Below are 23064 nucleotides of genomic sequence, written 5' to 3'. Positions count from 1 at the left end.
CGCCAATGCAGCCAATTTGGAACCAATCCCCAGCCCCGTTCGCTCCACATACAAAGGAGAGAAAACCGATGTCGATCAAGGAAATGATACAGGACCACCCGCATGTGGGTGACGGTTACAACTCCGATCTGGGCGAGGCGGTCAAGCACGCTATGTACGGCGCGGCAATCATCAATTCGTGCGCCGATGCCTGTCTGGCAGAGGATGATGCGAAGGAGCGCGCCGAATGCATCCGCCGCTGCCTCGACGCCTCGGATGCCTGCACCGCCTTCTACCGCATGGGTTCACGCCGCACGGGTCAGAACGTGATCGCCATCCGCGCGATGGGCCTCGCAACCATCGTCGCGCGCGAACAATGCCTCGAACATTGCTCGATGCACGATGACCGCCACTGCAAGCGCTGCGCGCAGATGTGCAAGGAAGTGATCCGCGATGTGAAGGCTGCGGTCGGACGGATGAAGACCGAGGGTTAAGCCGCCTGGCGCAGCTTCTTCAATTTCTTGAGCGCCATCTGCCGCTTCAGGCGGGAGAGGTGATCGATGAACAGGATACCTTCGAGGTGGTCCATTTCATGCTGGAGGCAGGTGGCGAGCAGACCTTCTAGGTTTTCCTCGTGCTCCTTGCCGTCCAGGTCCTGATACCGCACCGTGCAGGTCGCGGGGCGGTCTACATCGGCGAAGATTTCGGGGACCGAGAGGCAGCCCTCCTGATAGGTCGATAGCTCCTCGGCGGGATCGATGATCACGGGGTTGATGAAAGTGCGCGGCTCTTTTCTGGTCGCAGGATGGGTATGCTTGTGCCCATCGTCCCCGTGATCATGGTCGCATTCGACTGGCTCGGCGTCAGGGTCTTCGGGCTGGAGATCGATCACCAGCACCCGCTTGGGCACGCCGACCTGGATCGCTGCAAGACCGATACCGGGCGCGTCATACATCGTTTCGAACATGTCCTCTACGAGCGCGCGCAGTTCGTCATTGAACTCGTCTGGTTTCACCGGTTCGGACACGGTTTTGAGCCGGGGATCCGGCACTTCAAGAATTTCGCGAATAGCCATGATCGCAATTTAGTGCGTGCAGGCATTGCCCGCAAGGATAGTTGTTTCTTCGCTCGCGGCAATTTGCTGAGGGATAGCCTCCGCAAGACTAGCCTGACCCAGTCGCCCTTTGACTGCCGTGACCTAACTGCTCATGGGCCGCCGCGCCCTGAGGGCCTGGGCCAGCGTGCCCTCGTCGAGATAATCCAGCTCACCGCCTACCGGCAGGCCGTGGGCGAGCTGGGTGATGCGGACATTGTGCTCCTCCAGCCGCTCGGCGAGGTAGTGCGCGGTTGTCTGCCCCTCCAGCGTGGCGTTCATGGCGAGAACGACCTCATCGACCGCGACGCCATCCTCTTTGGCTGCAACGCGCTTCAGCAAATCCGCGATGTTGAGATCTTCCGGCCCAACCCCGTCGAGCGCGGAGAGCCGACCGCCGAGCACATGATAGCGCCCCTGAAACAGCCGCGCGCGGTCCAGCGCCCAGACATCGGCAACATCCTCGACGACGCACAGCGCCTTCGCATCGCGCTTGGGATCGGCGCAGATGCCGCACGGATCTTTCGTATCGACATTGCCGCAGGTCTGGCACTCCACCAGCGTCTCCGACACCGCGTCCAGCGCCTCGAGCAGCGCAGGCAGCGCCTGTTCGCGGTTCTTCACCAGCCACAGCACAGCCCGCCGCGCAGAGCGCGGGCCAAGGCCGGGGAGCCGGGCAAGCGCTCCCGATAAAGCTTCGATCTCTTGCGATGCCATGAGGGGAGAGATAGGGGCTGGCGTCACTTCGAGAAAGGCCCGCAAGCACCGTCATGCGCATAATATTCATGGGAACGCCGGATTTTGCCGTGCCAGCGCTCGTCGCCCTGCACGAATGGGGGCAAGATGCGGGACACGAAATTGCATGCGCCTACACCCAGCCGCCGCGTCCGGCGGGTCGGGGCAAGAAGCTGCGTCCCTCCCCTGTGCAAGCGCAGGCCGAGGCTTTGGGCATACCGGTTCGCTCTCCCAAATCGCTGAAGGGCGAGGAAGCGCAGGCCGAATTCGCTGCGCTCGAAGCCGACGTTGCAGTGGTCGCCGCCTATGGATTGATCCTGCCGCAAGCGATCCTCGACGCGCCGAAACACGGCTGCCTCAACATCCACGCCTCGATCCTGCCGCGTTGGCGCGGAGCCGCGCCGATCCACCGCGCGGTCATGGCGGGGGATGAGGAGACGGGCGTCACGATCATGCAGATGGAAGCAGGCCTAGACACCGGGCCGATGCTGCACATCGTGCACACGCCGGTGAACGACAAGACGACCGGCGAACTGACCGAAGAGCTCGCAGAATTGGGAGCGAGCGCCATGGTCGAGGTGCTGGCCGACCTCGATGGCTACGCCCCGCAGCCTCAGGACGACACGCACGCGACCTACGCGTCCAAGATCGACAAGGCCGAGGCACGGATCGACTGGGCGCGGCCTGCGGGCGAACTGGTGCGCCATATCCACGGCCTCGCCCCGTTTCCGGGCGCATGGTTCGAATACGAAGGGGAGCGCATCAAGCTGCTCAAGGCGGAAGGCTGCGACGGCTCGGGCGATCCGGGCACAGTGCTGGACGATGATCTTGCGATTGCCTGCGGAGACGGCGCGATCCGCCCCCTGCGGCTGCAACGCGCGGGCAAACCGGTCATGGACCGCGCCGATTTCCTGCGCGGGCGAGCGCTCTCGGCGGGGACGACGCTGTCTTGACCCGCTTTGCACTCACATACGAGTTTGACGGCACGCCATACCAGGGTCTCCAGCGGCAGAAGCACGGGCCGAGCGTGCAGCAGGCGATCGAAGATGCGCTGCACGCCATCACGGGTGAAAATCCAACGTTGAACAGCGCCGACCGCACCGATGCCGGTGTCCATGCGCTTGCCATGCGCAGCCATGTCGATCTGGAGCGGGACATCACGCCGTTCCGCCTAATGGAGGCGATCAACGCCCATCTGCGCCCCCAGCCCATCGCGGTGAATCATTGCGAGGTCGTGCCCGAGGATTGGCATGCACGTTTTTCGTGTGAAGGGCGCAAGTATCTCTACCGCATCGTCAATCGCCGCGCGCCGCTTGCGCTGGCAAAGAACCGCGCATGGCAGGTTGCACCCGAACTCGATATCGAAGCGATGCAGCGCGCCTCAAGATCTCTGGTCGGAGAGCACGATTTCACGACCTTCCGCTCGGTCAAATGCCAGGCAAAGGACCCCGTGAAAACGCTCGACAGGCTCGAAGTCGTGCGCGCGTCGAGCACTTTCGGGCCCGAGATACATATTCACGCCGAAGCGCGCAGCTTCCTTCACCACCAGGTCAGATCGATGGTCGGATGCCTCAAATTCGTCGGCGCAGGCACGTGGGAGGTCGATCAGGTCGCCAAGGCACTCGAGGCGCGCGACCGCCAGCAATTAGGGCTTAACGCCCCGCCCTATGGCCTCTACTTCGTCGAGGCCCAATATCCAGATACAGCATATCCCGACTCAGGAGAGGAACAATCATGACCACTACAGGCAAGCAGCTTTTCACCACGCTCAGCGCAGACGGGAAACTCATTCTAGAAATTAGCGAGGAGAGCTTCCCGCAGCCTACTGGAAACCAGGTGCTGGTCAAGATGGAGGCCGCGCCGATCAACCCGTCCGACCTCGCGATCCTCACCAGCGCCGCCGATTTCGACAATGCCGACTATTCGGACGGCAAGGTCGTCGCCGACATGCCTGAGCCGTTCCTTTCAGGCCAGAAGAACCGCCACGGACAGCGCCTGCCCGCCGGTAACGAAGGTGCTGGCGAAGTTGTCGCGACCGGCGACAGCGACATGGCCAAGGCGCTGATGGGCCAGCGGGTCGCCTGCGTTCCCGGCAATGCCTTCAGCCAGTACGCTATCGCCGATGCGATGATGTGCCTGCCGCTGGGCGATCATTCATCCGAGGTTGGCGCGTCCAGTTTCGTCAATCCGATGACCGCGCTCGGATTTGTCGAGACCGCGAAGATGGAAGGCCACGATGCGATCATCCACCTCGCCGCGGCGTCGAACCTCGGCCAGATGCTCAACAAGATCGCGCTCGAGGACGGGATGAAGATCGTCAATATCGTGCGCAAGCAGGACCATGTCGATCTGCTGAAAGGTCTTGGCGCGCAATATGTCGTGAACTCGTCGGACGATGATTACATGAAGCAGCTGCGCACCGCGATCACCGAGACCGGCGCATTCCTAGGCTTCGATCCGATCGGCGGCGGGCAGAACACCGACCATGTGCTCAAGGCGATGGAACAGGTCGCAGCCTCGCAGATGGACGAATATTCGCGCTACGGCTCCAATCAGGACAAGAAGATGTACATGTACGGGCGGCTCGACCTCGGCCCGACGATCCTGACGCCGAGCTACGGCCTGCAATGGACCGTTTCGGGCTGGCTGCTGACCCCGTTCCTTCAGAAGGTCGGAATGGAGACGGTCGTAAAGATGCGCACCCGCGTGCAGCAGAACCTGACCACGACATTCGCCTCGCATTACAAGGCGAAGGTCAATCTCGAAGAAATGCTGACCAAGGACGCGATCACAGATTATCGCCAGATGAAAACCGGCGAGAAGTATCTGGTCACGCCCTGGGCCTGATCAGGAAAGTAATCAGGGATTATCGAAAGCGGCCTGGATCACTGCCAGGTCGCTTTCCCCCTCGGCCAGCAACAGCTTCAGCAGGATGCGCGATTTCTGCGGATTCAATGCGCGCGCCGCGACGAAGCGGTTGGCGTCATCCTCGCCCTCTTCGCGGTCGACCAACCCTTCATCGACGCGGCTGGCGCGCACGACCACGACGCCTTTCTCCGCGTGTTCGGCCAAGCGTTGCCGCACGGCTTCGGGCATGTTTCCCTCCCCGGCGCCGGCGACGATGATGCCCTCGGCGGTGCCTCCGATAATGCGGTCGACGAGCTCAGGCTCGATCCCGGCGGCGATGTAGAGGATTTCCACTTCGGGCAGGTCTTCGCAGTAGGTGAACCGCGCGCCCTCGCCTTCACGCCACGGATTGCCGAACCATTCGAGCGCACTCGGCGTGACCAGCGCGATGCCTCCGCGCGGGAAGCCGCGAAACGCATCGTCGGTGCCGCGCGTGCGGACCTTGCGGACATCGCGCGCCGCCAGCACCCGGTCGCCCATCACCACCAGCACCCCGCGCCCGCTTGCGCCCGGATCGCCCGCGACGCGCACCGCGTTGACGAAGTTGCGCATTCCGTCGCTGCCAACCACGTCCGCAGGTCGCATCGCTCCGACCAGCACGACCGGCTTGGTCGCAGGCAGCGTCAGGTCCAGCAGGAAGGCGGTTTCCTCTGCAGTATCGGTTCCGTGAGTAATAACGATGCCGTCCACCGCCTCATCCGCCATCGCGGCGGTGATTTCCGCGTGTAACTTGCTCCAGATAGCTGGGCCGACATCCTCCGATCCGATATTGGCGATCTGCTTTCCCGTCAGCCTAGCGGGAAGCCCGAATTCGGACACCTGATCAAGCCAGTCCGCGATTCCGATCTGGCCGGGCCGGTAATCGTGCCGTGTGGCAGAGCCGGCGATACCGGCGATGGTTCCGCCCGTGGCGAGGACGAGGAGATGGGGCGCGTTCATACGGCCAGCCTTTAGCGCCGCGATGCCGTTTCCACCATATCAGCGATTGATTTTGAAGTTTTAGCCGCTAGATAGCGCTCTCCCGCCCGTACAAGGGCGAGCGTGGTTGGGGCGATTAGCTCAGTTGGTAGAGCATCTCGTTTACACCGAGAGGGTCGGCAGTTCGAGCCTGTCATCGCCCACCACGTATTTCCCGTCATGGCCTTGATTCTGGTCGGTTGCGGTGCGCTCCACAGTTTGCGCGCCGGATGCACTCGACCGCGTCTGGGCGATCCTGCAAGACCGGGTGCATGGAGCCATTGACCAACGCGCCGCTGACCATTGCTATTGCTGGCTGCGGTCCGGCAGGTCTCGCCGCTGCACTGCTGCTTGAGCGTCAGGGTCACAGCGTTACCATCTTCGATCGGTTCGCCGAGCCCGGCCCAGTCGGCTCCGGACTGATGATCCAGCCCAGCGGTATGGCGGTGCTCGAACGGTTGGGTCTCGGCGCAGAGATCTTCCGGCGCGGGGCGCGGATCGATGCGCTGCGCGGCCTTGAGGAGCATGGGAAGCTCGTGCTCGATGCGTCATATGACAAGCTCGGGCTAAGAGACGCATTCGGCATCGGCATCCACCGGGCAAGCCTGTTCGGCGTCCTGTTCGAGGCGGCGAAGGCGCGCACCATCACCATCGAGACCGGGCGCACGGTCAACGCAACCGGATTGGGACCGAAAGGCCGCCATGTCGTCTTCGAGGATGGATCACGCTCACCGGAATTCGACCTCGTGGTCGATGCGAGTGGCTGGCGCACCGTGTTCGACCAGGAACCCAAGGGCGTGCTTGAATTCGGCGCGCTCTGGGCGAGCCTGCCCACCGGACCGGACGATCCGTTCGCGGGCAATTTGCTTGAACAGAGATACCGCCGCGCGGCACAGATGGTGGGCGTCCTGCCCATTGGTGCGCGCAAAAACGCGGCCAGCCCGGAGGTCGCGTTTTTCTGGTCGCTGAAACGTTCGGATTACGCTGCGTGGCAGGACATGCCGCTCGATGCCTGGAAGGACGAGGTGCGCGCGCTGTGGCCGGAAACCGCCGTCCTGCTCGACCGGATCACCAGCCGGGATCAGCTGACCTTTGCTCGCTACGCCCACCGCGCGCACAAGCGCCCTCGTGCTGAACGGTTGATCGCGATTGGCGATGCGTGGCACTCGGCCAGCCCGCAGCTTGGGCAAGGCGCGAATATGGCGCTGCTCGATGCGTGGAGTCTGGCGCGCGGCCTCGCCGAAGGACGCACCCTCGATGAGAAACTTCGCCTCGCGGTTGGCTGGAGGCGCGATCACGTGTGGCTGTATCAATGGATAACCGCGCTGTTCACTCCGCTTTACCAGTCAAGCACGTCGTGGCACCCGGCGCTGCGCGACCGGCTGCTCGCACCGCTTTCGCAGCTATGGCCGGCATCGAAAATACAAGCGCAGCTGATGAGCGGCCTGTTCGGCTTCCCGCTCGCCCCGCTTGGCCTTGCCCCGCCCGATTACTCGGCGCTGGCAGGCGAAGCGATGGCCTCGGAAATCTGAGCGACCGCTTCCTCGCTGTCCCATTCATAGCCGCCCGCAACCCGCAGCAATTCCCTGCCCTCGGCATCGAACAGGATGGTGAGCGGCATCAGCCCGCTTTCATTGAGCGCAGCAGACAGGTCTGCGTCCTCGTCCAGCCATTGTTCGAGATTGGCAAAGTCGCGCTGGGCGAAGAATGGCGCGACCACCTCGGCCCCGCGCACATCCTGGCTCACGGTGAGCACCTTGACGTCATCGCCCAATTGCGCCGCGAGCGCATCCAGCGTTGGCATCTCGATCACGCAGGGCGCGCACCACGTCGCCCACAGGTTGAGCAGGACCGGCGTGCCCTTGAGATCGGTGAGCCTGAGTTCGGCGCCATCTGGATCGGTGAAGGTCAGATCGGGCATTTCGGTCCCCGCCTTGAACCGCACGATCTGGCCGGGCAGCGGCGGCGGGCCTGGCGCTTCTGCCGCAGCGGCGCTCTCGTTACCGCGTTGCGCTGTTTCCTCTGGCGCACTATCGCAGCCGCTCAGGGCAAGCGCCGAGACGGCGAGAACGAGTGAAAAGCGGATCATGAGCGACTCTCCAGACAGTTCCAGCACCCAATCCAATACGATGTGGGGTGGAAGGTTCGCCGAAGGGCCTAGCGCGATCATGCGCGAAATCAATGCCTCGATCCCGTTCGACAAGGCGCTGTGGCGGCAGGACATCGCCGCGAGCAAAGCGCATGTGTCGATGCTCGCCAGGCAAGGGATCGTCAGCGGCACCGACGCAAAGACGATCGAAGACGGCCTTTCGCAGATCGCCTCCGAATACGAGATGGGCGGAGTTCCCGAGGACTGGGACCTCGAGGACATCCACATGACCACCGAAGCGCGGCTCGCCGAATTGATCGGTCCCGCTGCCGGACGGCTCCATACAGCGCGCAGCCGCAACGACCAGGTGGCGACCGATTTCCGCCTTTGGGTGCGCGAGGCAATCGACCAGATGGATCACGGCCTCGAAGCCTTGCAAGGCGAACTGGTGTTCCGCGCCGAGGAACATGCGGCCAGCATCATGCCCGGCTTCACCCACCTCCAGACCGCGCAGCCAGTGACGCTCGGCCACCACCTGATGGCCTATTACGAGATGTTACGGCGCGACCGTTCAAGACTGTCGGATGCCCGCGCGCGGCTGAATGAAAGCCCGCTCGGATCGGCGGCGCTGGCGGGGACGGGCTTTCCCATCGACCGCGACATGACCGCACAGGCGCTGGGGTTCGAGCGGCCCACCGCAAACTCGCTCGACGCCGTATCCGACCGCGATTTCGCAATGGATTACCTCTATGCAGCGAGCGTCACCGCCCTCCACCTGTCGCGCCTGGCGGAAGAGCTTATCATCTGGGCGAGCCAGCCATACGGCTTTGTGCGGATGCCCGACACGCTGTCCACCGGCAGCTCGATCATGCCGCAAAAGAAGAACCCCGACGCCGCCGAGCTTGTCCGCGGCCATGCGGGACGGGTTATCGGATGCCACACCGCGCTGATGATCACGATGAAGGGCCTGCCGCTCGCCTATTCCAAGGACATGCAGGACGATAAACCGCCTGTTTTCGAGGCCGCCGGCCTGATGGCGCTGAGCATCGCGGCAACCACCGGGATGATCGCCGACAGCACCTTCAACACCGCCCGGATGCGTGAGGCGGCTCAGCTTGGTTATGCCACCGCGACCGACCTTGCCGACTGGCTGGTGACCGAGGCCGACATCCCTTTCCGCGAGGCGCATCACATTACCGGTTCAGCTGTGAAGCTGGCGGAAAAGCGCGGCGTCGCCCTCGACGAATTGCCGCTCGAAGACCTGCAGGGGATCGACGGCAAGATCGACAGCCGCGTGTTCGATGCGCTCAGCGTCGATGCCTCGGTCGCTTCGCGCGCAAGCTATGGCGGAACCGCGCCCGAGCAGGTACGTAGTCAGGTTAAGCGCGCGCGCGCAGAGCTTGGAATGGACGAATGATGCGGAATGCCCTGCTGTTTGGATTGGGACTGGCGCTCGCCGCGTGCGGTTCGCGCGCGCAGCTCGCCCCGCCCGAAGGCGCGAGCCTGCCGGTCGCTCCCTACGGCGCAGCTGATCAGCGTACGGCCGAGGAATTGCTCGAACTCGACGCGCTCGCCGCGCCCGAACGCAGCGTGGAACTGCGCCGCCGCAGCGAAGAACGCGAAGACGATCCGTTCGATCTTCCCCCCGAATAGACGAGAGAAGCCGTGGATCACTTTGCCCTGAAGGACGGCGTGATGCGCGCCGAGGACGTTCCCCTGCCGCGCATCGCGGGCGAGGTCGGCGCGCCGGTCTACGTCTATTCTCGCGCCACTCTGGAACGTCATGCCCGCGTTTTTCGCGAGGCTTTGGACGATCTGCCGGACAAGCTGATCGCGTTTGCGGTCAAGTCGAACCCCAATCTTGCCGTGCTCAAGGTGTTGCAACGCCAGGGTTACGGAGCGGATTGCGTGTCCGTGGGCGAGATGCGCCGCGCGCTGGCTGCCGGTATGGCTCCGGAGAAAATCGTCTTTTCCGGTGTGGGCAAGACCGCGCGCGAGCTAGAGCAAGCGCTCGAAGCCGGGATCGGCCAATTCAATATCGAGAGTGAGGAAGAGGGGCTCGAACTCGCCGAGATTGCCGCAAGAATAGGCAAGACCGCGCAATGCGCGCTGCGGATCAACCCGGATGTCGATGCGGGCGCGCATGACAAGATTTCGACCGGCAAGGCGGACAACAAGTTCGGCGTGCCGATCGACCAGGCGGGCCAGATCTTCGGCAAGCTTGCAGGCCAGCCGAGCGTAAAGCTGCGCGGCGTTGCGGTCCATATCGGCAGCCAGTTGGGCGAGCTTGCGCCGCTCGAAAGCGCCTTTGAAAAGCTCGGCGCTCTGGTCAAGGCGCTGCGCGGTGCGGGGCACACGATCAGCCATGTCGATCTGGGCGGCGGACTTGGCGTGCCGTACAAGCGCGGCGAGCAACTGCCCTCGCCCGCCGAATACGGCGCGATGGTCGCGCGGGTAACGAAGAACTGGGACGTCTCGCTCATTTTCGAGCCGGGCCGCGTGATCGCGGGCAATGCCGGCGTGCTGCTGACGCGCGTGGTGCGGGTGAAGCGCGGGCTCAACCATCCCTTCGTGATCGTGGATGCAGCGATGAACGACCTCGCCCGCCCGGCGCTCTACGGCGCATACCACCATTTCGAAGCGGTCGAACCCAGCGGTGCGGACATGACCGCGAACATTGTCGGCCCGATTTGCGAGACCGGCGACACCTTCGCGATGGGCCGCGAATGCGACCATCTCGAAGGCGGAGACCTGGCAGTGTTCCGCACCGCCGGGGCGTATGGCGCGACGATGGCATCGAGCTACAATTCGCGCGGCTTCGTCGCCGAGGTGCTGGTTGACGGCGACAAGTTCGCTGTCGTCGCCGACCGGATCGATGCAGGCTCGATCATGGATGCGGAGCGCGTGCCGGAATGGCTCGCCTGACGCTGCGATGAGCGCAAGGACGCCTGAGCTGGCCAGCCTGCCACTGTTCCACCAGATCGCCGGGCAGAAGGTGCTGGTGCTGGGCGAAGGGGACGCAGCGGAGCCAAAGCGCCGCCTGGTGGAGCGCGCGGGCGGTATGATCGTTGGCGACATTCAACGCGCGGTCGATGAGGGCGTGCGGATTGCCTTCGTCGCCTATGAGGATGCGAATGCATGCGAGGCGGCGGCGATCAATCTGCGCTGCGCAGGGATGCTGGTGAACGTGGTCGACCGGCCCGACCTGTGTGATTTTACCACTCCAAGCATCCTCGACCGCGATCCGCTGCTGATCGCGGTGGGAACCGGCGGCGCTTCGGCAGGGCTTGCCAAGCATGTCCGGCTACGATTGGAGCGTCTCCTGCCGCAATCCCTCGGGAGCCTAGCCAATGCGCTCAAGAGCGCCCGGCTGCTTCTGAGAGAGCGCCTCCCCGATGGCGGCGAACGACGCCGAGCGATCGATGCGGGCCTGCGTGAGGGCGGACCGCTCGATCCGCTCGACCCTGCCTCTGCCGACCGGGTCGAGCCATGGTCGCGCGGCGAATTTGGCGATGCGCCCAGCGAAACGGCGGAATTTGCCATCGGCAGCGGCGATCCGGAAGACCTCACGATCAGGCAGTCGCGTATGCTGGGAGAGGCCGATGCGGTGTGCAGCGATGGCGCGGTTCCGCCCGCAATCCTCGCCCGCGCCCGCGCCGATGCGCAGCGGTTCGTGTGCGACCGGGCCGATTGCCGGGCCGCGCGCGCGGCTGGCGGCCCTGCGCAGTGTCAGCAATCCAGTGAACTCTCGGGAGACGCCCGCCTCACAGTAATCCTGCGCTGGACCGGCGAGGCTGAACGCGCGCCAGACTAGGCCGCCTGCGCCAGCGGAATCTCGACCTCGGCAAAATAGCGCGCCATAGCCTCGACAGACCGTTCGCTAAGCGCAATGAAGGCGCGCCGCTTGTCCGAACTATCAGCGATCCGTTCGAAGATCCCGCTATCGACCATCTGTTTGACCCAGCGCAGCGCCGTGGTTGCCGGAACGCCTGCGGCAATACAAAGCGACGTTACGGACACGCGCTTGTGCTCCGAATGCGCCGCTGTCAGGTCCAGCAGCATGTCCCACGCCGGATCGGCGAACAGTTCGCCTTCGAAAAAGCGCGCGCGGGCCTGCCGCGCGGCAAGCATCTGGCGCACGAGGCGCGGATCAGGAAGCGGAGGGTGCGCGGCATCATACAGGTGTGTTGGCGAAACCGGATTGACCAGGTCGCCCTCCGAAGCGGGCGTGTAAGACCCTGCGTGGCCGGGACTGTCCGACAGTCCTTCCAGCTTGTGCGCGATGTTTTCGACCTGCTGGGCAAGCTTCATCAGGCTGAGCCGGTCATCGTCGCTCATTTCGCGCGCGCGGCTGCCCCCGATGTCGGCGAGCACCCGGCCCACAGCGACAATCCGCTCGGCCCGGCTCGGCTGCACCAGTATCTGCGGATGCGACTGGTCGAGCGCGGCGAACACGTCGTCAAGCGCATCGAGCGAAGTCGATACCACCAGCTGCGCTCCGGCGCGCGAAACCCGCATGTCCAGCCGCGCCAGAGAGGCGAGCCCGCGGCCATCGAGCACAGGACAATCGATCATCACCACATCGCCGAGCAGGGTAATCGGGCCGTCGAGCAGGGCGGCGATCTCACCGCCATCGACCGTGCGAAAGCCCGCGCCTGCCATGTCCTGCGCAATCTCTTCGCGCATTCGCGGACGGTCCGCGAAAATCGCGACACGTGCTGGCAAGCCGGCGGAATCCCGCGCCACATCGTAGCTGAAATCGCCATCCATTTGCCCCGCGTTACTCATCGAATCGCCTCCTTCAATTGAGAACGAGAGTAGAACAAAGCAGGATCAGGTCAAGGATATCGTGCAATTTGCGTAATTTCCGACATCGCGATTGAACCATTTGCGCCTATTGCCCGACTACCTTTGTAATGAGCGGCAATTCCAACCTTTCCGCGCCCAAGGCAGGCGTTCTGTTTGACGAATTGCTCGTCGTGATGGTGCAGCAGGGCGACCGGCGCGCGCTGGACAAACTCCATATGCGCTGGAACACCCGGCTGACCCGCGCAGCCTACCGTTTCACCGGAGATGCCGACCTTGCGCGCGATCTCACGCAGGAATGCTGGATCGGCATCTGGAAGGGGATTGCTAGTCTGCGCGATCCTGCGCGGTTCCGCAGCTTTGCCTTTGCGATCCTGCATCGTCGCGGCGCCGATCATTTGCGCGGCGCCATCCGCCGCCGGAAGCTCGAAGACGGAGCGGCCAATTCGCCGGAACCATCGCTCGATCCGCAGGCGGACGAGGCACTGGCGCTGAACCAGGCCTTTGCCGCACTGCCTCCTGATCAACGCTTTGCCGCGCACCTTCACTTCGTCGAGGGCCTGACCCTCGCCGAGATTGCAGCAGTCCAAGACATCCCGACAGGAACGGCCAAAAGCCGCCTGTTTCACGCGCGCCGCAAACTCAAGGTGGCGCTTTCCGAACCAACCTCAGGAGACTTGCCATGAGCAACCCCAACCCAACCGACGCCCGTATCGCCGAAGCGCTGGGAAGCGACGACCACGCGTTTCTCGCCAGCCTCGATGAAGATCGCGGGATGTTTCAGCAGATCGGCGATAGCTGGCACGGACCGCTGGGCGGCTGGGCGCGCTTCAGCTTTGCCATAGCTATCGTGATCGGTATCGGCCTGGCCTATTGTTTCTACCGCGCGGTCACTTCCGATGGCACCGACGCTATGCTGGGCTGGGGGCTTACGACGATTGGCCTACTGATCATGCAGGGCTTTCTGAAAGAGTGGATGTTCGCCCGCATGAACATGCTCACTGTCCTGCGCGAGGTGAAGCGGCTGCAGGTGCAGGTAGCGCTGCTCAGCGAGGGCAAGCATCAGCAGGACTAGGCGCGGATCTCGATGGGCGTCCCGTCGGGCACGATGCGCCACAGCTCCTCGATCTCGGCGTTGGTGAGAGCGATGCAACCATCGGTCCAGTCGCCTTGCAGCGGCGGTCCGCGATAGCCGGTTGGCTGGCCGTGGATGAAGATGTCTCCGCCCGCGCTGCGGCCATACCGCGCGGCAAAGGCCCGGTCGCTTGCATTCGGGTAGGAGATGCCGAGCGACAGGTGGTAACTGCTGCGCGGATTGCGCCTGTCGATGGTGTAGAGCCCCTCCGGCGTGCGCTCATCCCCTTCAAAGCGCTTGTGCCCAGCCGGAGCATCGCCAAAGCTCAGCCCGCGATAGGCGCGGATCGGCTTGCCATCCTGATAGGCGATCAACAGGCGTTCGGACTTGTCGACGAGGAGGTAGTCCGCGACCAGCGGCGCGCTCACCGGGGCCGTAGCAGTCATCGCCCGCTGCGCACCGCGATCGGCCTGCGGGGCCTCGGCAACCGGTTTGCCCGGCGCAGCACAGGCCGCGAGCACGAGCAGCAGGAGCGAGGCGAGCAAGCGGTTCATATCGCACAGGATATCGCGCATTGTCCGATCTCGCAAATCCCGCGCTAGTCCACAAACGGATCGCGCATCAGGATCGTGTCGTCGCGTTCCGGGCTGGTCGAGACCAGCGCCACCGGGCATTCGATCAGTTCCTGCACGCGCTGGATGTACTTGATCGCGTTCGCGGGAAGGTCGGCAAAGCTGCGCGCGCCTGCGGTGCTTTCGCTCCACCCTTCCATTTCCTCGTAAATCGGCTCGACCTCGGCCTGCTCGCCTGCATGGCTCGGCAGGTAGTCATAGACGTTCCCGCGCAGCCGGTATCCGGTGCAGATCTTCACAGTGTCCAGCCCGTCGAGCACGTCGATCTTGGTAAACGCTATGCCGGTCACGCCGCTGATCGCGCAGGTCTGGCGCACGATCACCGCATCGAACCAGCCGACCCGGCGCTGACGCCCGGTGACAGTCCCGAATTCGTGCCCGCGCTCGCCGAGCCGCTGGCCGACGTCGTCATCGAGCTCGGTCGGAAACGGGCCTGAGCCCACGCGCGTCGTATAGGCTTTCACGATACCGAGCACGAAGCCGGTCGAGTTCGGTCCCAGACCGCTCCCCGCTGCCGCCGCGCCGCTGACCGTGTTCGAGCTCGTGACAAACGGATAGGTGCCATGATCGACGTCGAGCAGCACTCCCTGCGCGCCTTCGAACAGGATCTTCGCGCCCGCCTTGCGCACCTTCTTCAGCCGCTTCCACACCGGTTGCGCAAACCGCTGCACGAAGTCAGCGATGTCGCGCAGTTCGTTCAGCAGCGCTTCGCGGTCCACCGGCGGCTGATCAAACCCGGCGCGCAGTGCATCGTGGTGCGCGCACAGCCGGTCGAGCTGGGGGTCGAGATCGTCGAGATGCGCGAGATCGCACACCCGGATCGCGCGGCGTCCGACCTTGTCTTCGTAAGCGGGGCCAATGCCGCGCCCGGTCGTGCCGATCTTGCCCTTGCCCGCCGCCGTCTCGCGCAGGCCATCGAGGTCGCGGTGCATCGGCAGGATCAGCGCACAATTGTCGGCGATTGCGAGATTGTCGTCATTGATGACCACGCCCTGCCCTTCGAGCTTTTCGACCTCGTCGCGCAGCGCCCACGGATCGAGCACCACGCCGTTGCCGATCATGCTCATCGTGCCCGAAACAATGCCGGAGGGCAGCAGGCTGAGTTTGAAGACCTTCCCATCGATCACCAGCGTATGGCCGGCATTGTGCCCGCCCTGGAAGCGGACGACGGCATCGGCGCGGCTGGCGAGCCAATCGACGATCTTGCCCTTGCCCTCATCGCCCCACTGGGTGCCGATCACGGTGACGTTGGCCATTTATCAGCTTTCTTTCCGGGTGAACAAACCGCGCGGGCCTAGGCGGTTGGGAGGGTTAGGGCAACCGTTTGCAGACCCAATTCATGAGACACATGAGACAGTGTTCAGGGGCAAAAAAGTCTGAGCAGTCAAAACGGCCCTGAAACCGGTCGATTTAGGCGGATTGCCGCAGGGAAATGCGTAACGTGTCATTGCACCGGGCCTGCACCATCAGGGTGCGAGTAGGAAAGCGGTAATTCGCTTCCGCAGCGATACGGTTTGCGACATGAAATCTGTTGGCACGGCGAAGGGTTCGGGCAAGAACGGCGTTATCTGGGCGCACGATGAGGAGACGCTGCATGAACCGACTGTCCAAGTCCCTTGCTGCCGCTGGCATTATTTCGCTGATCGCTGCGCCGCTTTTCGCACAGCAGCGCGAGCGCCCTTCGCGCGCATGCAGCAACGCGGCGGACAGCGCGGTGAGCGTACCGGCGCAGTCCCGCAGGCGCCCGTGCGCGCCGACCGCACCGTTTTCTATGGCGAGCACCAGCGCCAGCAGATCGACGTTTTCGAACCGGAGGGGGCGGTCGATGAATTGCCGCTTGTCCTGCACATCCACGGCGGCGGCTGGTCGTTCGGAAATCACAAGCTCGTCCAATCGAAACCTGCGCATTTCACCGGGAACAATTACTACTTCGCCTCGACCGGATACCGGGTGATGCCCGATGCGCCGGTGGAGAGCCAGGCGCAGGATATCGGCGCGGCGCTTCGGGCGCTGCGCGGTCAGGCCTCCGCCATCGGTTTCGACCCGGACAGGATCGCGGTTATGGGCCACAGCGCGGGCGCCCATCTTGCGGCGCTGGTCAGCACCGATCCGCAATATGCAGGCGATGCCTTCGGCGCGATCCGGGGCGTGATCCTGCTCGACGGGGCGGGATATGATATTGGCCAGAGCATCGTAGATGCCGAGGGAAGCGCGAAGAACCTGTATAGCGACGTCTTCGGAGACGACCCCGCCCGCCATAGCGCGCTCTCGCCCGTCACCCATGTTGGCGCGCCGGACGCGCCCAACTGGTTGCTGCTCTACGTCGCACAGCGCGCGCGATCGGAGACGCAATCTGCCGCGCTTACGCTCGCTCTGCGCGATGCCGGGGCGATGGCAGAAGCGCTGCCTATCGAAGGCACCGATCATGGGCGGCTCAATCGCGAATTGGGCGCGCCGGGCGATCCCGCGACAATATTGATCGATGAATTCCTGGCGCAGCTTTTCAGCTAGGCGGCGCTTGCTATAACGTCGATCTCGACCATCAGTTCGGGCAGCGCCAGCCCGGTCACCTCGACCGTGGTGTCCGCCGGGTATGGCGGGGTGAAGTGCTTCTTGCGCGCGTCGACGATCTTAGGAAAGTTCGCCATGTCGGTGAGGTATATCGTGACCTTCACGATTTTCGACATATCGCTGCCCGCCGCCTCGAGCACGCGCTCGATATTGGCGAGCGTCTGACCGAGTTGCAGGTCGAAATCATCCTCGCCGACAATCGAGCCGTCCTCGGCTATCGCCGCCTGCCCTGAGAGAAATACGAGATCGCCCACACGCCACGCGGGCGCAAGTGCATAGGGTTCGAGCGGGTCGGGATCGATCGATATGGCAACCGGCTTTTCACTCATCGACGATCTCCTTTTGCCGCTTCACAATTCGGCGGGTGTGCCATTCACCAGCACGTGCGAGCATCCGAGTGCGCGCGGGTCTTCACCGTCCGAAAGCTGCTCGACAGTACGCCAGCCTTCGCTGCGCAGGCGCTCGGCCTTGCTGTCGCTGAAACCCAGCGGGAGGTAGACGGTGCGCTGTGTTTCCGGATCGGGCGCGGCCTCGGCCACGGCATCGACATAAAGCGTGAAGCCGGTCGCGGCCTCATCGCTCCCGCCGATCTGGTAAGTGCCGCCCCGCCCCGCAGCCCCGCGCGCGCCCTGTGCATAGAGCGTGAATCCGAACCAGCTTTGATATTCGAAACCGTGGCGTTCGGTGGGGTCGAGCGTGAGCCGCGCCGTCTCTCCGATGCGTGCAGCGACCGCTTCCAATCCGTCCAGGCGGCTCTTGAGCGCCCCTCCTGCATCGAGATCGCGCAATCTCGCCAGCGCCTCTTCGAACGGGCCGGTGGCATAGAGCAGCGGGAGGTACGCCTCGCCGCCTGCCGCCTTCAATCCGCCTGCATCCTTGGTGTCGAGCTCGCGGCGCACCTGCTCGACCGTATCGGGTTCGAGCGGCATCGCCTCGGCAGCGAGCGTGTCCACCAGATCGGGGAGCGTGAAATCGACCGAGATGCCGGTGAGGCCCGCCGCGCTCAATGCGCGCACGGCCAGCGCAACGATCTCGCCAGCCGCGGCGACCGTATCGGCGCCGACCAGCTCCGCACCCAGTTGCAAGCGCTCCCGCGCGGGATCGAGCTGGCTCGCCCGGATCAACGCTGTATCGCCGCAATAGGCAAGCCGCAGCGGGCGCGGCGCGTCTGCCATGCTGGTGGCCGCGATCCGCCCGATCTGCGGCGTAATGTCGCTGCGCAAAGCAAGCGTGCGCAGGCTTGCCGGATCGACGAAGCGGAACATCTGCCGCGTAGTGATCCCCTGCATCCCGCGCGCGAGCGAGCCTTCGAATTCGAGCAGCGGCGGACGCGCGCGGTCATATCCTTGGCTCTCCAGCACATCGAGGCAGGCGCGCATGGCCGTGGTGATGCGCGCGGCGGACTGCGGCAGGCGGTCTTCGAGGCCTTCTGGGAGGAGGTCGGATGTGTCTGTCATCTGGACAAGCGCCTGCGGCGATAGCGTCCCCGGGTCAAGTCCGGGGACGCCTCATTTTCAAAAGACGAGCGATTTGACCATCTTCACGCCTTCGACCTTTTCGGCCTCGGCCAGGATCTCGGCGCTCAGTGGCTGATCGAGGCTGAGCAGCAGCACCGCTTCCCCGCCCGCATCGCGGCGGTAGAGGTTGAACGTGCCGATATTGATGCCGCGCTCACCCAGCAGCGACCCGATCCGCCCGATAAAGCCGGGTTTGTCGTCATTGACGATGTAGAGCATGTCGCCGTCAAGATCGGCTTCGATCCCGATCCCGAAGATATCGACGAGGCGCGGCTTGTCGGCCCCGAACAATGTGCCAGCAACCGAGCGCGGTCCGGCGTCGGTTTCGACCGTTACGCGGATCAGGGTGTTGAACGCACCGTCGCGCTCGTGCCGGATTTCGCTGACGTCGAGCCCGCGCTCCTTTGCAAGGTAGGGCGCGTTGACCATGTTCACAGTGTCCGAATAGCGGCGCATGAAGCCCGCCAGCACCGCGCCCGTGATCGGCTTGCCATTGAGCTGCGCGGCGGCGCCTTCGCGCTCGATGCTGATCTTGGTGAGGTTGCCGTGCGCCAGTTGTCCGACAAGGCTGCCGAGGCTTTCGGCCAGCGCCATATAGGGCTTCAGCTTCGGCGCTTCCTCGGCGGTCAGCGAGGGCATGTTGAGCGCATTGGTAACGCCGCCATTGACGAGGTAATCGGCCATCTGCTCGGCCACCTGCAGCGCGACATTGACCTGCGCTTCGGTGGTCGATGCGCCCAGATGCGGGGTGCAGATGAAGTTCGGCGCGCCGAACAGCGGGTTCTCCTTGGCCGGTTCCTCGGCAAACACGTCGAGCGCGGCGCCTGCGACCTGACCGCTTTCGAGGCAATCCTTGAGGGCAACCTCGTCGATCAATCCGCCCCGCGCGCAATTGACGATACGGATGCCGGGCTTGGCGTTTTCGAGCCGTTCGCGGCTGAGGATATTGCGCGTCTGATCGGTCAGCGGAGTGTGCAGCGAAACGAAATCGGCGCGCGCCAGCAGGTTATCGAGATCGACTTTCTCGACGCCGATTTCAATCGCGCGGTCTTCGGTCAGGAAGGGGTCGTAGGCGATGACCTTCATCTTGAGGCCCTGCGCCCGGCTCGCGACGATCCCGCCGATATTGCCCGCACCGATCAGGCCGAGCGTCTTGCCGGTCACCTCGATGCCCATGAAATCCTTCTTGGGCCATTCGCCTTTCTGCGTGCGGCTGTCGGCAGCAGGGATCATCCGCGCCAGCGCCATGATCATCGCGATCGCGTGCTCAGCGGTGGTGATCGAGTTGCCGAACGGGGTATTCATCACCACCACGCCCTTGCTCGATGCGTATGGGATATCGACATTGTCGACCCCGATCCCGGCGCGGCCAATGACCCTGAGATTAGTCGCCGCGTCGAGGATTTCAGGCGTCACCGTGGTCGAGGACCGGATCGCGAGACCGTGATATTCGCCGATGCGCGCTTTGAGTTCTTCAGGGCTCTCGCCGGTGATGACATCGACATCGCAGCCGCGCTCTTCGAAAATACGCGCGGCGTTCGGGTCCATCTTGTCGGAGATAAGGACTTTGGGTTTGCTCATGATGAATTCCTATCGCCAGCCTTGCACCGGTCGGCGCGCGGCTAGCCTTTCATTGGGAGGAGGTGAGGCGGTCCGATTTTCCGGACCGCCCGAAAATCAACCGTTCTTGACGGTCTCGTAGGCCCATTCGATCCACGGCAGGAGGCGTTCGATATCCTCCGCCTCGACCGTGCCGCCGCACCAGATCCGCAGGGACGGCGGAGCGTCGCGGTAGCCGTTGAAGTCGTACCCGACATTGCGGTCTTCGAGCAGCTTGACGATCTTCTTCGGAACAGCGGCCTGGTCCTCTGCGGACAGACTTTCATACCAATCGCCCTGAAACACCATGCACACGCCCGTATTTGTACGCTGCGCCGGGTCGGCGACCATGTTGCGCAGCCACGGCTTGGCCTCGATCCAGTTCTTGACCAGGTCGGCGTTGGTGTTGGCCCGCTCGAACAGCGCCTTGCGCCCGCCGATCGACTTCGCCCACTCAAGCGCGGCGATGTAGTCTTCGGTCGCGAGCAGCGATGGCGTGTTGATCGTTGCGCCTTCGAAGATGCCGCGATTGAGCTTGTCGCCCTTTTTCATGCGGAACAGCTTGGGCAGCGGCCATGCCGGATCGTAGCTTTCGATCCGCTCCACCGCCTTGGGCGAGAGGATCAGCATTCCGTGCTGCGCCTCCGACCCCATGATTTTCTGCCAGCTGAAGGTCGTGGCATCAAGCTTGGGCCAGTCCATCTCCATCGCGAAAATCGCGCTCGTGGCATCATTGATTGTGATGCCCTCACGCCCCGGCTCCAGCCAGTCTGTGTCGGGGATCATTGCGCCGCTGGTCGTGCCGTTCCAGGTGAACACCACGTCGTTGCGCTGCGGGATGGTCGAAAGGTCGGGGATCTCGCCGTAATCGGCCGAGAGGGTTTGCAGGTTCGGCAGCTTCAGCTGCTTTACCGCATCCTGAATCCAGACATTGCCAAAGCTTTCCCACGCCGCGACTGTCGCGGGACGCGCGGGATCGAGCATCGTCCACATCGCCGCTTCGAGCGCGCCGGTGTCGGAGGCCGGCATGATGCCGACGAGGTAATCGTCGGGGATACCGAGCAGTTCTTTTGACAGGTCGATCGCGTATTTCAGGCGCGACTTGCCGATCGCGGAACGATGCGAGCGCCCGAGCGATTCGGTTTTCAGCTTGTCGAGGGACCATCCGGGGAACTTGACCGTCGGGCCGGATGAAAATTGAGGACGCTCAGGTTTGAGCGGCGGCTCATGGCTGAGCCCACGTGCGTAATCATTCATGTATTCTCTCCTTGCAGAGAGCTCGCGCGGCGTTGGGACCGCGTGGCCCGCTGGCCGCTCTAGTGATGTGGTTCGCGAAGTCAACGCAGCAGGCGGAGATTTGTTGCGTCCCTTCCCTCTCGCAATATCGCTCGCACTGCCCTAAACGTCGCTCGCAATGCAGACTTCCGATCTCCGCATCGCCCTGTTCAGCGGCAATTACAATTACACCCGCGATGGCGCCAATCAGGCGCTCAATCGTCTGGTGGGTTCCTTGCTGGGCAAGGGAGCCGGCGTCCGGGTCTATTCGCCGACCGTGGCACAGCCCGACTTCGAGCCGACCGGTGATCTGGTCAGCTTGCCTTCGGTCGGTTTTCCCTTCGACCGCGGCGAATATCGCTTTCCCACCGGGCTCAATTCGAAAGTCCGGCGCGACCTGTCGAAGTTCAAGCCCAATATCGTCCACCTGTCCTCGCCCGATGTCGCGAGCCATTCGGCGCTGCGCTGGGCGCAGGATCACGATATCCCTGTGCTTGCCTCGGTGCACACGCGCTTCGAAACCTATCCGCGCTATTACAAGATGGCCTTCCTCGAGCCGCTGGTGGTGCGAATGCTGCGGCGCTTCTACAATCGCTGCGACGCGCTGGTCGCGCCGTCACAGAGCATGATCGACGAGCTGCTGAGCATGGACATGCATGACGACATTTCGCTTTGGTCGCGCGGGGTGGACCGGACCATCTTCTCCTCGGAAAAGCGCGATCTGGAATGGCGGCGCTCGCTGGGCCTTGCCGATGACGATGTCGCGATCGTGTTTCTCGGCCGACTGGTCATGGAAAAGGGGCTGGACGTCTTTGCCGAAACCATCGTCCAGCTGCGCAAGCGGCAGGTGCCGCACAAGGTGCTGGTGATCGGCCACGGACCGGCGCGCGAATGGTTCGAGAACGCCTTGCCGGGCGGCATCTTTGCCGGGTTCAAGACCGGCGTTGACCTTGGACAAGCGCTCGCGAGCGGCGATGTCTTCTTCAATCCTTCGATCACCGAGACTTTCGGCAATGTCACGCTGGAGGCGATGGCCTGCGGATTGCCGGTGGTCGCCGCCGGGGCGACCGGCGCATCGAGCCTCGTCAACGACAATGTGACCGGGCGGCTCGTCCCTCCCGGCGACAGCGCCGCTTTTGCCGAGGCGATTGCTCCCTATTGCACCGACCCGGCCCTGCGCATGTCGCACGGAACAGCAGGCGAAGCGCGCAGCCGCGAATACAGCTGGGAAGCGATCAACCAGGTCGTGGCCGACACCTATGTCCGCCTGATCGAGGATCGCCAGGCCTTGCAGGCAGCGGAAGCCGGTCAGGCTGCCGAGGCCGCCTGATCAGCTAGCCATCATTTCAGCACGCCAGCTCGCCTCATGCGGCTCGCATAGATGAGCAGCCCGATGGTAATAACCCAGATCGCCGCCGCGAACAGTGTCTGTCCCGTAGTGTCCATGGAATCAGGAAATTCCGAAAGCAGTTGTTGATATACGGTCGTGCCGATCAGCCCCACGACTGAGATACCGAACATTGCAACAGCCCATTTGCTGCGGAACAGCAATGCGAGCGAGCCAAAAAAGCATCCCCAAACCCCAAGCGCCCAGAACGCGACCGCCCACGCAGGAAAGCTGTAGAAATATGCAAGCTGGTCAGGCGGGAAGTCCATGCCTTCGAGCATGCCCAGTTCCGTCAACATGTAGCTGGCAACGCCGCCAGCATTCCAGAATAACGAAACGATGCCTATGACCCACAGGTGCCAAGGTGTCTTTGGCCCACCAAGTTTGCTCAATGTCCCCTCCTCGCGTCAGGCGGCCTTATTGGCTGGCCGCTTCCATGCAC

At 63.6% G+C, this 23064-nt stretch carries 25 protein-coding genes and 1 tRNA gene; 14 read left to right on the top strand and 12 right to left on the bottom strand.

Features of this window, described 5'->3' with window-relative positions; all coding sequences use genetic code 11:
* Window positions 1–68: 68 nt before the first annotated feature.
* Window positions 69–473, top strand: a complete 405-nt coding sequence (locus AC0L39_RS05055; protein ID WP_473261254.1) for a four-helix bundle copper-binding protein — start codon at window positions 69–71, stop codon at window positions 471–473.
* On the opposite strand, the gene def is transcribed toward AC0L39_RS05055, so the two are convergent.
* Window positions 470–1054, bottom strand: a complete 585-nt coding sequence (gene def / locus AC0L39_RS05050; RefSeq protein ID WP_473261252.1) for a peptide deformylase — start codon at window positions 1052–1054, stop codon at window positions 470–472. The two genes, AC0L39_RS05055 and def, sit on opposite strands and share 4 nt — an antisense overlap.
* Window positions 1055–1177: 123 nt before the next feature.
* Entirely contained in the window at window positions 1178–1789 is a 612-nt protein-coding gene (gene recR / locus AC0L39_RS05045) for a recombination mediator RecR (RefSeq protein ID WP_473261250.1), read from the bottom strand.
* A gap of 53 nt (window positions 1790–1842) precedes the next feature.
* On the opposite strand from recR, the gene fmt reads away from it, so the two are divergent.
* From fmt to AC0L39_RS05030, 3 genes are read left to right on the top strand one after another with little or no spacing between them, the layout of a single operon-like run.
* On the top strand, window positions 1843–2760 hold the full coding sequence (gene fmt, locus AC0L39_RS05040; protein ID WP_473261248.1) for a methionyl-tRNA formyltransferase: 918 nt from the start codon (window positions 1843–1845) through the stop codon (window positions 2758–2760).
* The gene (truA, locus tag AC0L39_RS05035; RefSeq protein ID WP_473261246.1) at window positions 2757–3545 is read left to right on the top strand and encodes a tRNA pseudouridine(38-40) synthase TruA; all 789 of its coding nucleotides are present in this window, start codon (window positions 2757–2759) and stop codon (window positions 3543–3545) included. The genes fmt and truA overlap by 4 nt, the downstream gene beginning before the upstream one ends.
* Entirely contained in the window at window positions 3542–4654 is a 1113-nt protein-coding gene (locus AC0L39_RS05030) for a zinc-binding dehydrogenase (RefSeq protein WP_473261244.1), read from the top strand. The genes truA and AC0L39_RS05030 overlap by 4 nt, the downstream gene beginning before the upstream one ends.
* Window positions 4655–4666: 12 nt before the next feature.
* On the opposite strand, the gene AC0L39_RS05025 is transcribed toward AC0L39_RS05030, so the two are convergent.
* Window positions 4667–5653: an asparaginase gene (locus AC0L39_RS05025; RefSeq protein WP_473261242.1), complete on the bottom strand. Its 987-nt coding sequence runs from the start codon at window positions 5651–5653 to the stop codon at window positions 4667–4669.
* 109 nt (window positions 5654–5762) lie between these two features.
* Here AC0L39_RS05025 and AC0L39_RS05020 point away from each other — a divergent pair.
* Together AC0L39_RS05020 and AC0L39_RS05015 are read left to right on the top strand one after the other, a co-directional pair.
* Window positions 5763–5838, top strand: a tRNA-Val gene (locus AC0L39_RS05020).
* A gap of 105 nt (window positions 5839–5943) precedes the next feature.
* Window positions 5944–7203 carry an FAD-dependent oxidoreductase gene (locus tag AC0L39_RS05015; RefSeq protein WP_473261240.1) on the top strand — a complete coding sequence of 420 codons (1260 nt, stop codon included), beginning with the start codon at window positions 5944–5946 and terminating at the stop codon, window positions 7201–7203.
* Here the strand turns inward: AC0L39_RS05015 and AC0L39_RS05010 are convergent.
* Window positions 7161–7760: a TlpA family protein disulfide reductase gene (locus tag AC0L39_RS05010; protein WP_473261238.1), complete on the bottom strand. Its 600-nt coding sequence runs from the start codon at window positions 7758–7760 to the stop codon at window positions 7161–7163. The two genes, AC0L39_RS05015 and AC0L39_RS05010, sit on opposite strands and share 43 nt — an antisense overlap.
* A gap of 40 nt (window positions 7761–7800) precedes the next feature.
* Between AC0L39_RS05010 and argH the strand changes: the two genes are divergently transcribed.
* The 4 genes from argH to AC0L39_RS04990 are packed head-to-tail and all read left to right on the top strand — an operon-like array spanning window position 7801 to window position 11574.
* Window positions 7801–9177, top strand: a complete 1377-nt coding sequence (argH, locus tag AC0L39_RS05005; RefSeq protein WP_473262275.1) for an argininosuccinate lyase — start codon at window positions 7801–7803, stop codon at window positions 9175–9177.
* A complete protein-coding gene (locus AC0L39_RS05000) occupies window positions 9177–9413 on the top strand; it encodes a hypothetical protein (protein WP_473262274.1) in 237 nt (78 codons plus the stop codon). The genes argH and AC0L39_RS05000 overlap by 1 nt, the downstream gene beginning before the upstream one ends.
* Before the next feature lie 12 nt (window positions 9414–9425).
* Window positions 9426–10685: a diaminopimelate decarboxylase gene (gene lysA / locus AC0L39_RS04995; RefSeq protein WP_473261236.1), complete on the top strand. Its 1260-nt coding sequence runs from the start codon at window positions 9426–9428 to the stop codon at window positions 10683–10685.
* A 7-nt stretch (window positions 10686–10692) separates the two neighbouring features.
* Window positions 10693–11574 carry a precorrin-2 dehydrogenase/sirohydrochlorin ferrochelatase family protein gene (locus AC0L39_RS04990; protein ID WP_473261234.1) on the top strand — a complete coding sequence of 294 codons (882 nt, stop codon included), beginning with the start codon at window positions 10693–10695 and terminating at the stop codon, window positions 11572–11574.
* On the opposite strand, the gene AC0L39_RS04985 is transcribed toward AC0L39_RS04990, so the two are convergent.
* Complete coding sequence (locus AC0L39_RS04985) at window positions 11571–12548, bottom strand: MarR family transcriptional regulator (protein WP_473261232.1); 978 nt, start codon at window positions 12546–12548, stop codon at window positions 11571–11573. The genes AC0L39_RS04990 and AC0L39_RS04985 overlap by 4 nt on opposite strands.
* A 128-nt stretch (window positions 12549–12676) precedes the next feature.
* Between AC0L39_RS04985 and AC0L39_RS04980 the strand changes: the two genes are divergently transcribed.
* Together AC0L39_RS04980 and AC0L39_RS04975 are read left to right on the top strand one after the other, a co-directional pair.
* Window positions 12677–13252 (top strand): RNA polymerase sigma factor, encoded by a 576-nt coding sequence (locus tag AC0L39_RS04980; protein WP_473261230.1) that lies wholly within the window; start codon window positions 12677–12679, stop codon window positions 13250–13252.
* Window positions 13249–13641 (top strand): DUF6768 family protein, encoded by a 393-nt coding sequence (locus AC0L39_RS04975; protein WP_473261228.1) that lies wholly within the window; start codon window positions 13249–13251, stop codon window positions 13639–13641. Before AC0L39_RS04980 ends, AC0L39_RS04975 begins: the two co-directional genes overlap by 4 nt.
* Here the strand turns inward: AC0L39_RS04975 and AC0L39_RS04970 are convergent.
* The gene (locus tag AC0L39_RS04970; RefSeq protein ID WP_473261227.1) at window positions 13638–14216 is read right to left on the bottom strand and encodes a L,D-transpeptidase family protein; all 579 of its coding nucleotides are present in this window, start codon (window positions 14214–14216) and stop codon (window positions 13638–13640) included. The genes AC0L39_RS04975 and AC0L39_RS04970 overlap by 4 nt on opposite strands.
* A gap of 23 nt (window positions 14217–14239) precedes the next feature.
* Entirely contained in the window at window positions 14240–15529 is a 1290-nt protein-coding gene (locus AC0L39_RS04965; protein WP_473261225.1) for an adenylosuccinate synthase, read from the bottom strand.
* Between the two features lie 265 nt (window positions 15530–15794).
* On the opposite strand from AC0L39_RS04965, the gene AC0L39_RS04960 reads away from it, so the two are divergent.
* Window positions 15795–16784: an alpha/beta hydrolase gene (locus AC0L39_RS04960; RefSeq protein WP_473261223.1), complete on the top strand. Its 990-nt coding sequence runs from the start codon at window positions 15795–15797 to the stop codon at window positions 16782–16784.
* Here AC0L39_RS04960 and AC0L39_RS04955 read toward each other — a convergent pair.
* The 4 genes from AC0L39_RS04955 to AC0L39_RS04940 form a co-directional block, all read right to left on the bottom strand.
* Window positions 16781–17173 carry a RidA family protein gene (locus tag AC0L39_RS04955; RefSeq protein WP_473261221.1) on the bottom strand — a complete coding sequence of 131 codons (393 nt, stop codon included), beginning with the start codon at window positions 17171–17173 and terminating at the stop codon, window positions 16781–16783. The genes AC0L39_RS04960 and AC0L39_RS04955 overlap by 4 nt on opposite strands.
* A 21-nt stretch (window positions 17174–17194) precedes the next feature.
* Window positions 17195–18301 carry an ATP phosphoribosyltransferase regulatory subunit gene (locus AC0L39_RS04950; protein ID WP_473261218.1) on the bottom strand — a complete coding sequence of 369 codons (1107 nt, stop codon included), beginning with the start codon at window positions 18299–18301 and terminating at the stop codon, window positions 17195–17197.
* A gap of 57 nt (window positions 18302–18358) precedes the next feature.
* A complete protein-coding gene (gene serA / locus AC0L39_RS04945; protein WP_473261215.1) occupies window positions 18359–19942 on the bottom strand; it encodes a phosphoglycerate dehydrogenase in 1584 nt (527 codons plus the stop codon).
* Window positions 19943–20038: 96 nt separating this feature from the next.
* Window positions 20039–21217 carry a phosphoserine transaminase gene (locus tag AC0L39_RS04940; RefSeq protein WP_473261212.1) on the bottom strand — a complete coding sequence of 393 codons (1179 nt, stop codon included), beginning with the start codon at window positions 21215–21217 and terminating at the stop codon, window positions 20039–20041.
* A 157-nt stretch (window positions 21218–21374) separates the two neighbouring features.
* On the opposite strand from AC0L39_RS04940, the gene AC0L39_RS04935 reads away from it, so the two are divergent.
* Window positions 21375–22565: a glycosyltransferase family 4 protein gene (locus AC0L39_RS04935; protein ID WP_473261210.1), complete on the top strand. Its 1191-nt coding sequence runs from the start codon at window positions 21375–21377 to the stop codon at window positions 22563–22565.
* Window positions 22566–22576: 11 nt separating this feature from the next.
* Here AC0L39_RS04935 and AC0L39_RS04930 read toward each other — a convergent pair whose 3' ends face one another.
* Window positions 22577–23014 (bottom strand): hypothetical protein, encoded by a 438-nt coding sequence (locus AC0L39_RS04930; protein WP_473261208.1) that lies wholly within the window; start codon window positions 23012–23014, stop codon window positions 22577–22579.
* Between the last annotated feature and the right edge of the window lie 50 nt (window positions 23015–23064).

It is taken from the genome of Erythrobacter sp. K21-9 (assembly GCF_055808355.1).
The sequence above is the reverse complement of the archived record's forward strand: the minus strand, read 5'-3'. Positions and strand labels throughout refer to the sequence as shown.

Bases quoted from the DNA above. Each gene is read 5' to 3' on its own strand.
- AC0L39_RS05030 (WP_473261244.1), top strand. From the start codon at position 3,542: ATGACCACTACAGGCAAGCAGCTTTTCACCACGCTCAGCGCAGACGGG.
- AC0L39_RS04975 (WP_473261228.1), top strand. From the start codon at position 13,249: ATGAGCAACCCCAACCCAACCGACGCCCGTATCGCCGAAGCGCTGGGA.
- AC0L39_RS05010 (WP_473261238.1), bottom strand. From the start codon at position 7,760: ATGATCCGCTTTTCACTCGTTCTCGCCGTCTCGGCGCTTGCCCTGAGC.
- AC0L39_RS04940 (WP_473261212.1), bottom strand. From the start codon at position 21,217: ATGAATGATTACGCACGTGGGCTCAGCCATGAGCCGCCGCTCAAACCT.
- serA (WP_473261215.1), bottom strand. From the start codon at position 19,942: ATGAGCAAACCCAAAGTCCTTATCTCCGACAAGATGGACCCGAACGCC.
- AC0L39_RS05025 (WP_473261242.1), bottom strand. From the start codon at position 5,653: ATGAACGCGCCCCATCTCCTCGTCCTCGCCACGGGCGGAACCATCGCC.
- AC0L39_RS04980 (WP_473261230.1), top strand. From the start codon at position 12,677: ATGAGCGGCAATTCCAACCTTTCCGCGCCCAAGGCAGGCGTTCTGTTT.
- fmt (WP_473261248.1), top strand. From the start codon at position 1,843: ATGCGCATAATATTCATGGGAACGCCGGATTTTGCCGTGCCAGCGCTC.
- AC0L39_RS04935 (WP_473261210.1), top strand. From the start codon at position 21,375: ATGCAGACTTCCGATCTCCGCATCGCCCTGTTCAGCGGCAATTACAAT.
- AC0L39_RS04965 (WP_473261225.1), bottom strand. From the start codon at position 15,529: ATGGCCAACGTCACCGTGATCGGCACCCAGTGGGGCGATGAGGGCAAG.
- AC0L39_RS04955 (WP_473261221.1), bottom strand. From the start codon at position 17,173: ATGAGTGAAAAGCCGGTTGCCATATCGATCGATCCCGACCCGCTCGAA.
- AC0L39_RS04970 (WP_473261227.1), bottom strand. From the start codon at position 14,216: ATGCGCGATATCCTGTGCGATATGAACCGCTTGCTCGCCTCGCTCCTG.
- AC0L39_RS04985 (WP_473261232.1), bottom strand. From the start codon at position 12,548: ATGAGTAACGCGGGGCAAATGGATGGCGATTTCAGCTACGATGTGGCG.
- AC0L39_RS05000 (WP_473262274.1), top strand. From the start codon at position 9,177: ATGCGGAATGCCCTGCTGTTTGGATTGGGACTGGCGCTCGCCGCGTGC.
- AC0L39_RS05015 (WP_473261240.1), top strand. From the start codon at position 5,944: ATGGAGCCATTGACCAACGCGCCGCTGACCATTGCTATTGCTGGCTGC.
- AC0L39_RS05055 (WP_473261254.1), top strand. From the start codon at position 69: ATGTCGATCAAGGAAATGATACAGGACCACCCGCATGTGGGTGACGGT.
- AC0L39_RS04960 (WP_473261223.1), top strand. From the start codon at position 15,795: ATGAAATCTGTTGGCACGGCGAAGGGTTCGGGCAAGAACGGCGTTATC.
- def (WP_473261252.1), bottom strand. From the start codon at position 1,054: ATGGCTATTCGCGAAATTCTTGAAGTGCCGGATCCCCGGCTCAAAACC.
- AC0L39_RS04950 (WP_473261218.1), bottom strand. From the start codon at position 18,301: ATGACAGACACATCCGACCTCCTCCCAGAAGGCCTCGAAGACCGCCTG.
- argH (WP_473262275.1), top strand. From the start codon at position 7,801: ATGTGGGGTGGAAGGTTCGCCGAAGGGCCTAGCGCGATCATGCGCGAA.
- AC0L39_RS04990 (WP_473261234.1), top strand. From the start codon at position 10,693: ATGAGCGCAAGGACGCCTGAGCTGGCCAGCCTGCCACTGTTCCACCAG.
- recR (WP_473261250.1), bottom strand. From the start codon at position 1,789: ATGGCATCGCAAGAGATCGAAGCTTTATCGGGAGCGCTTGCCCGGCTC.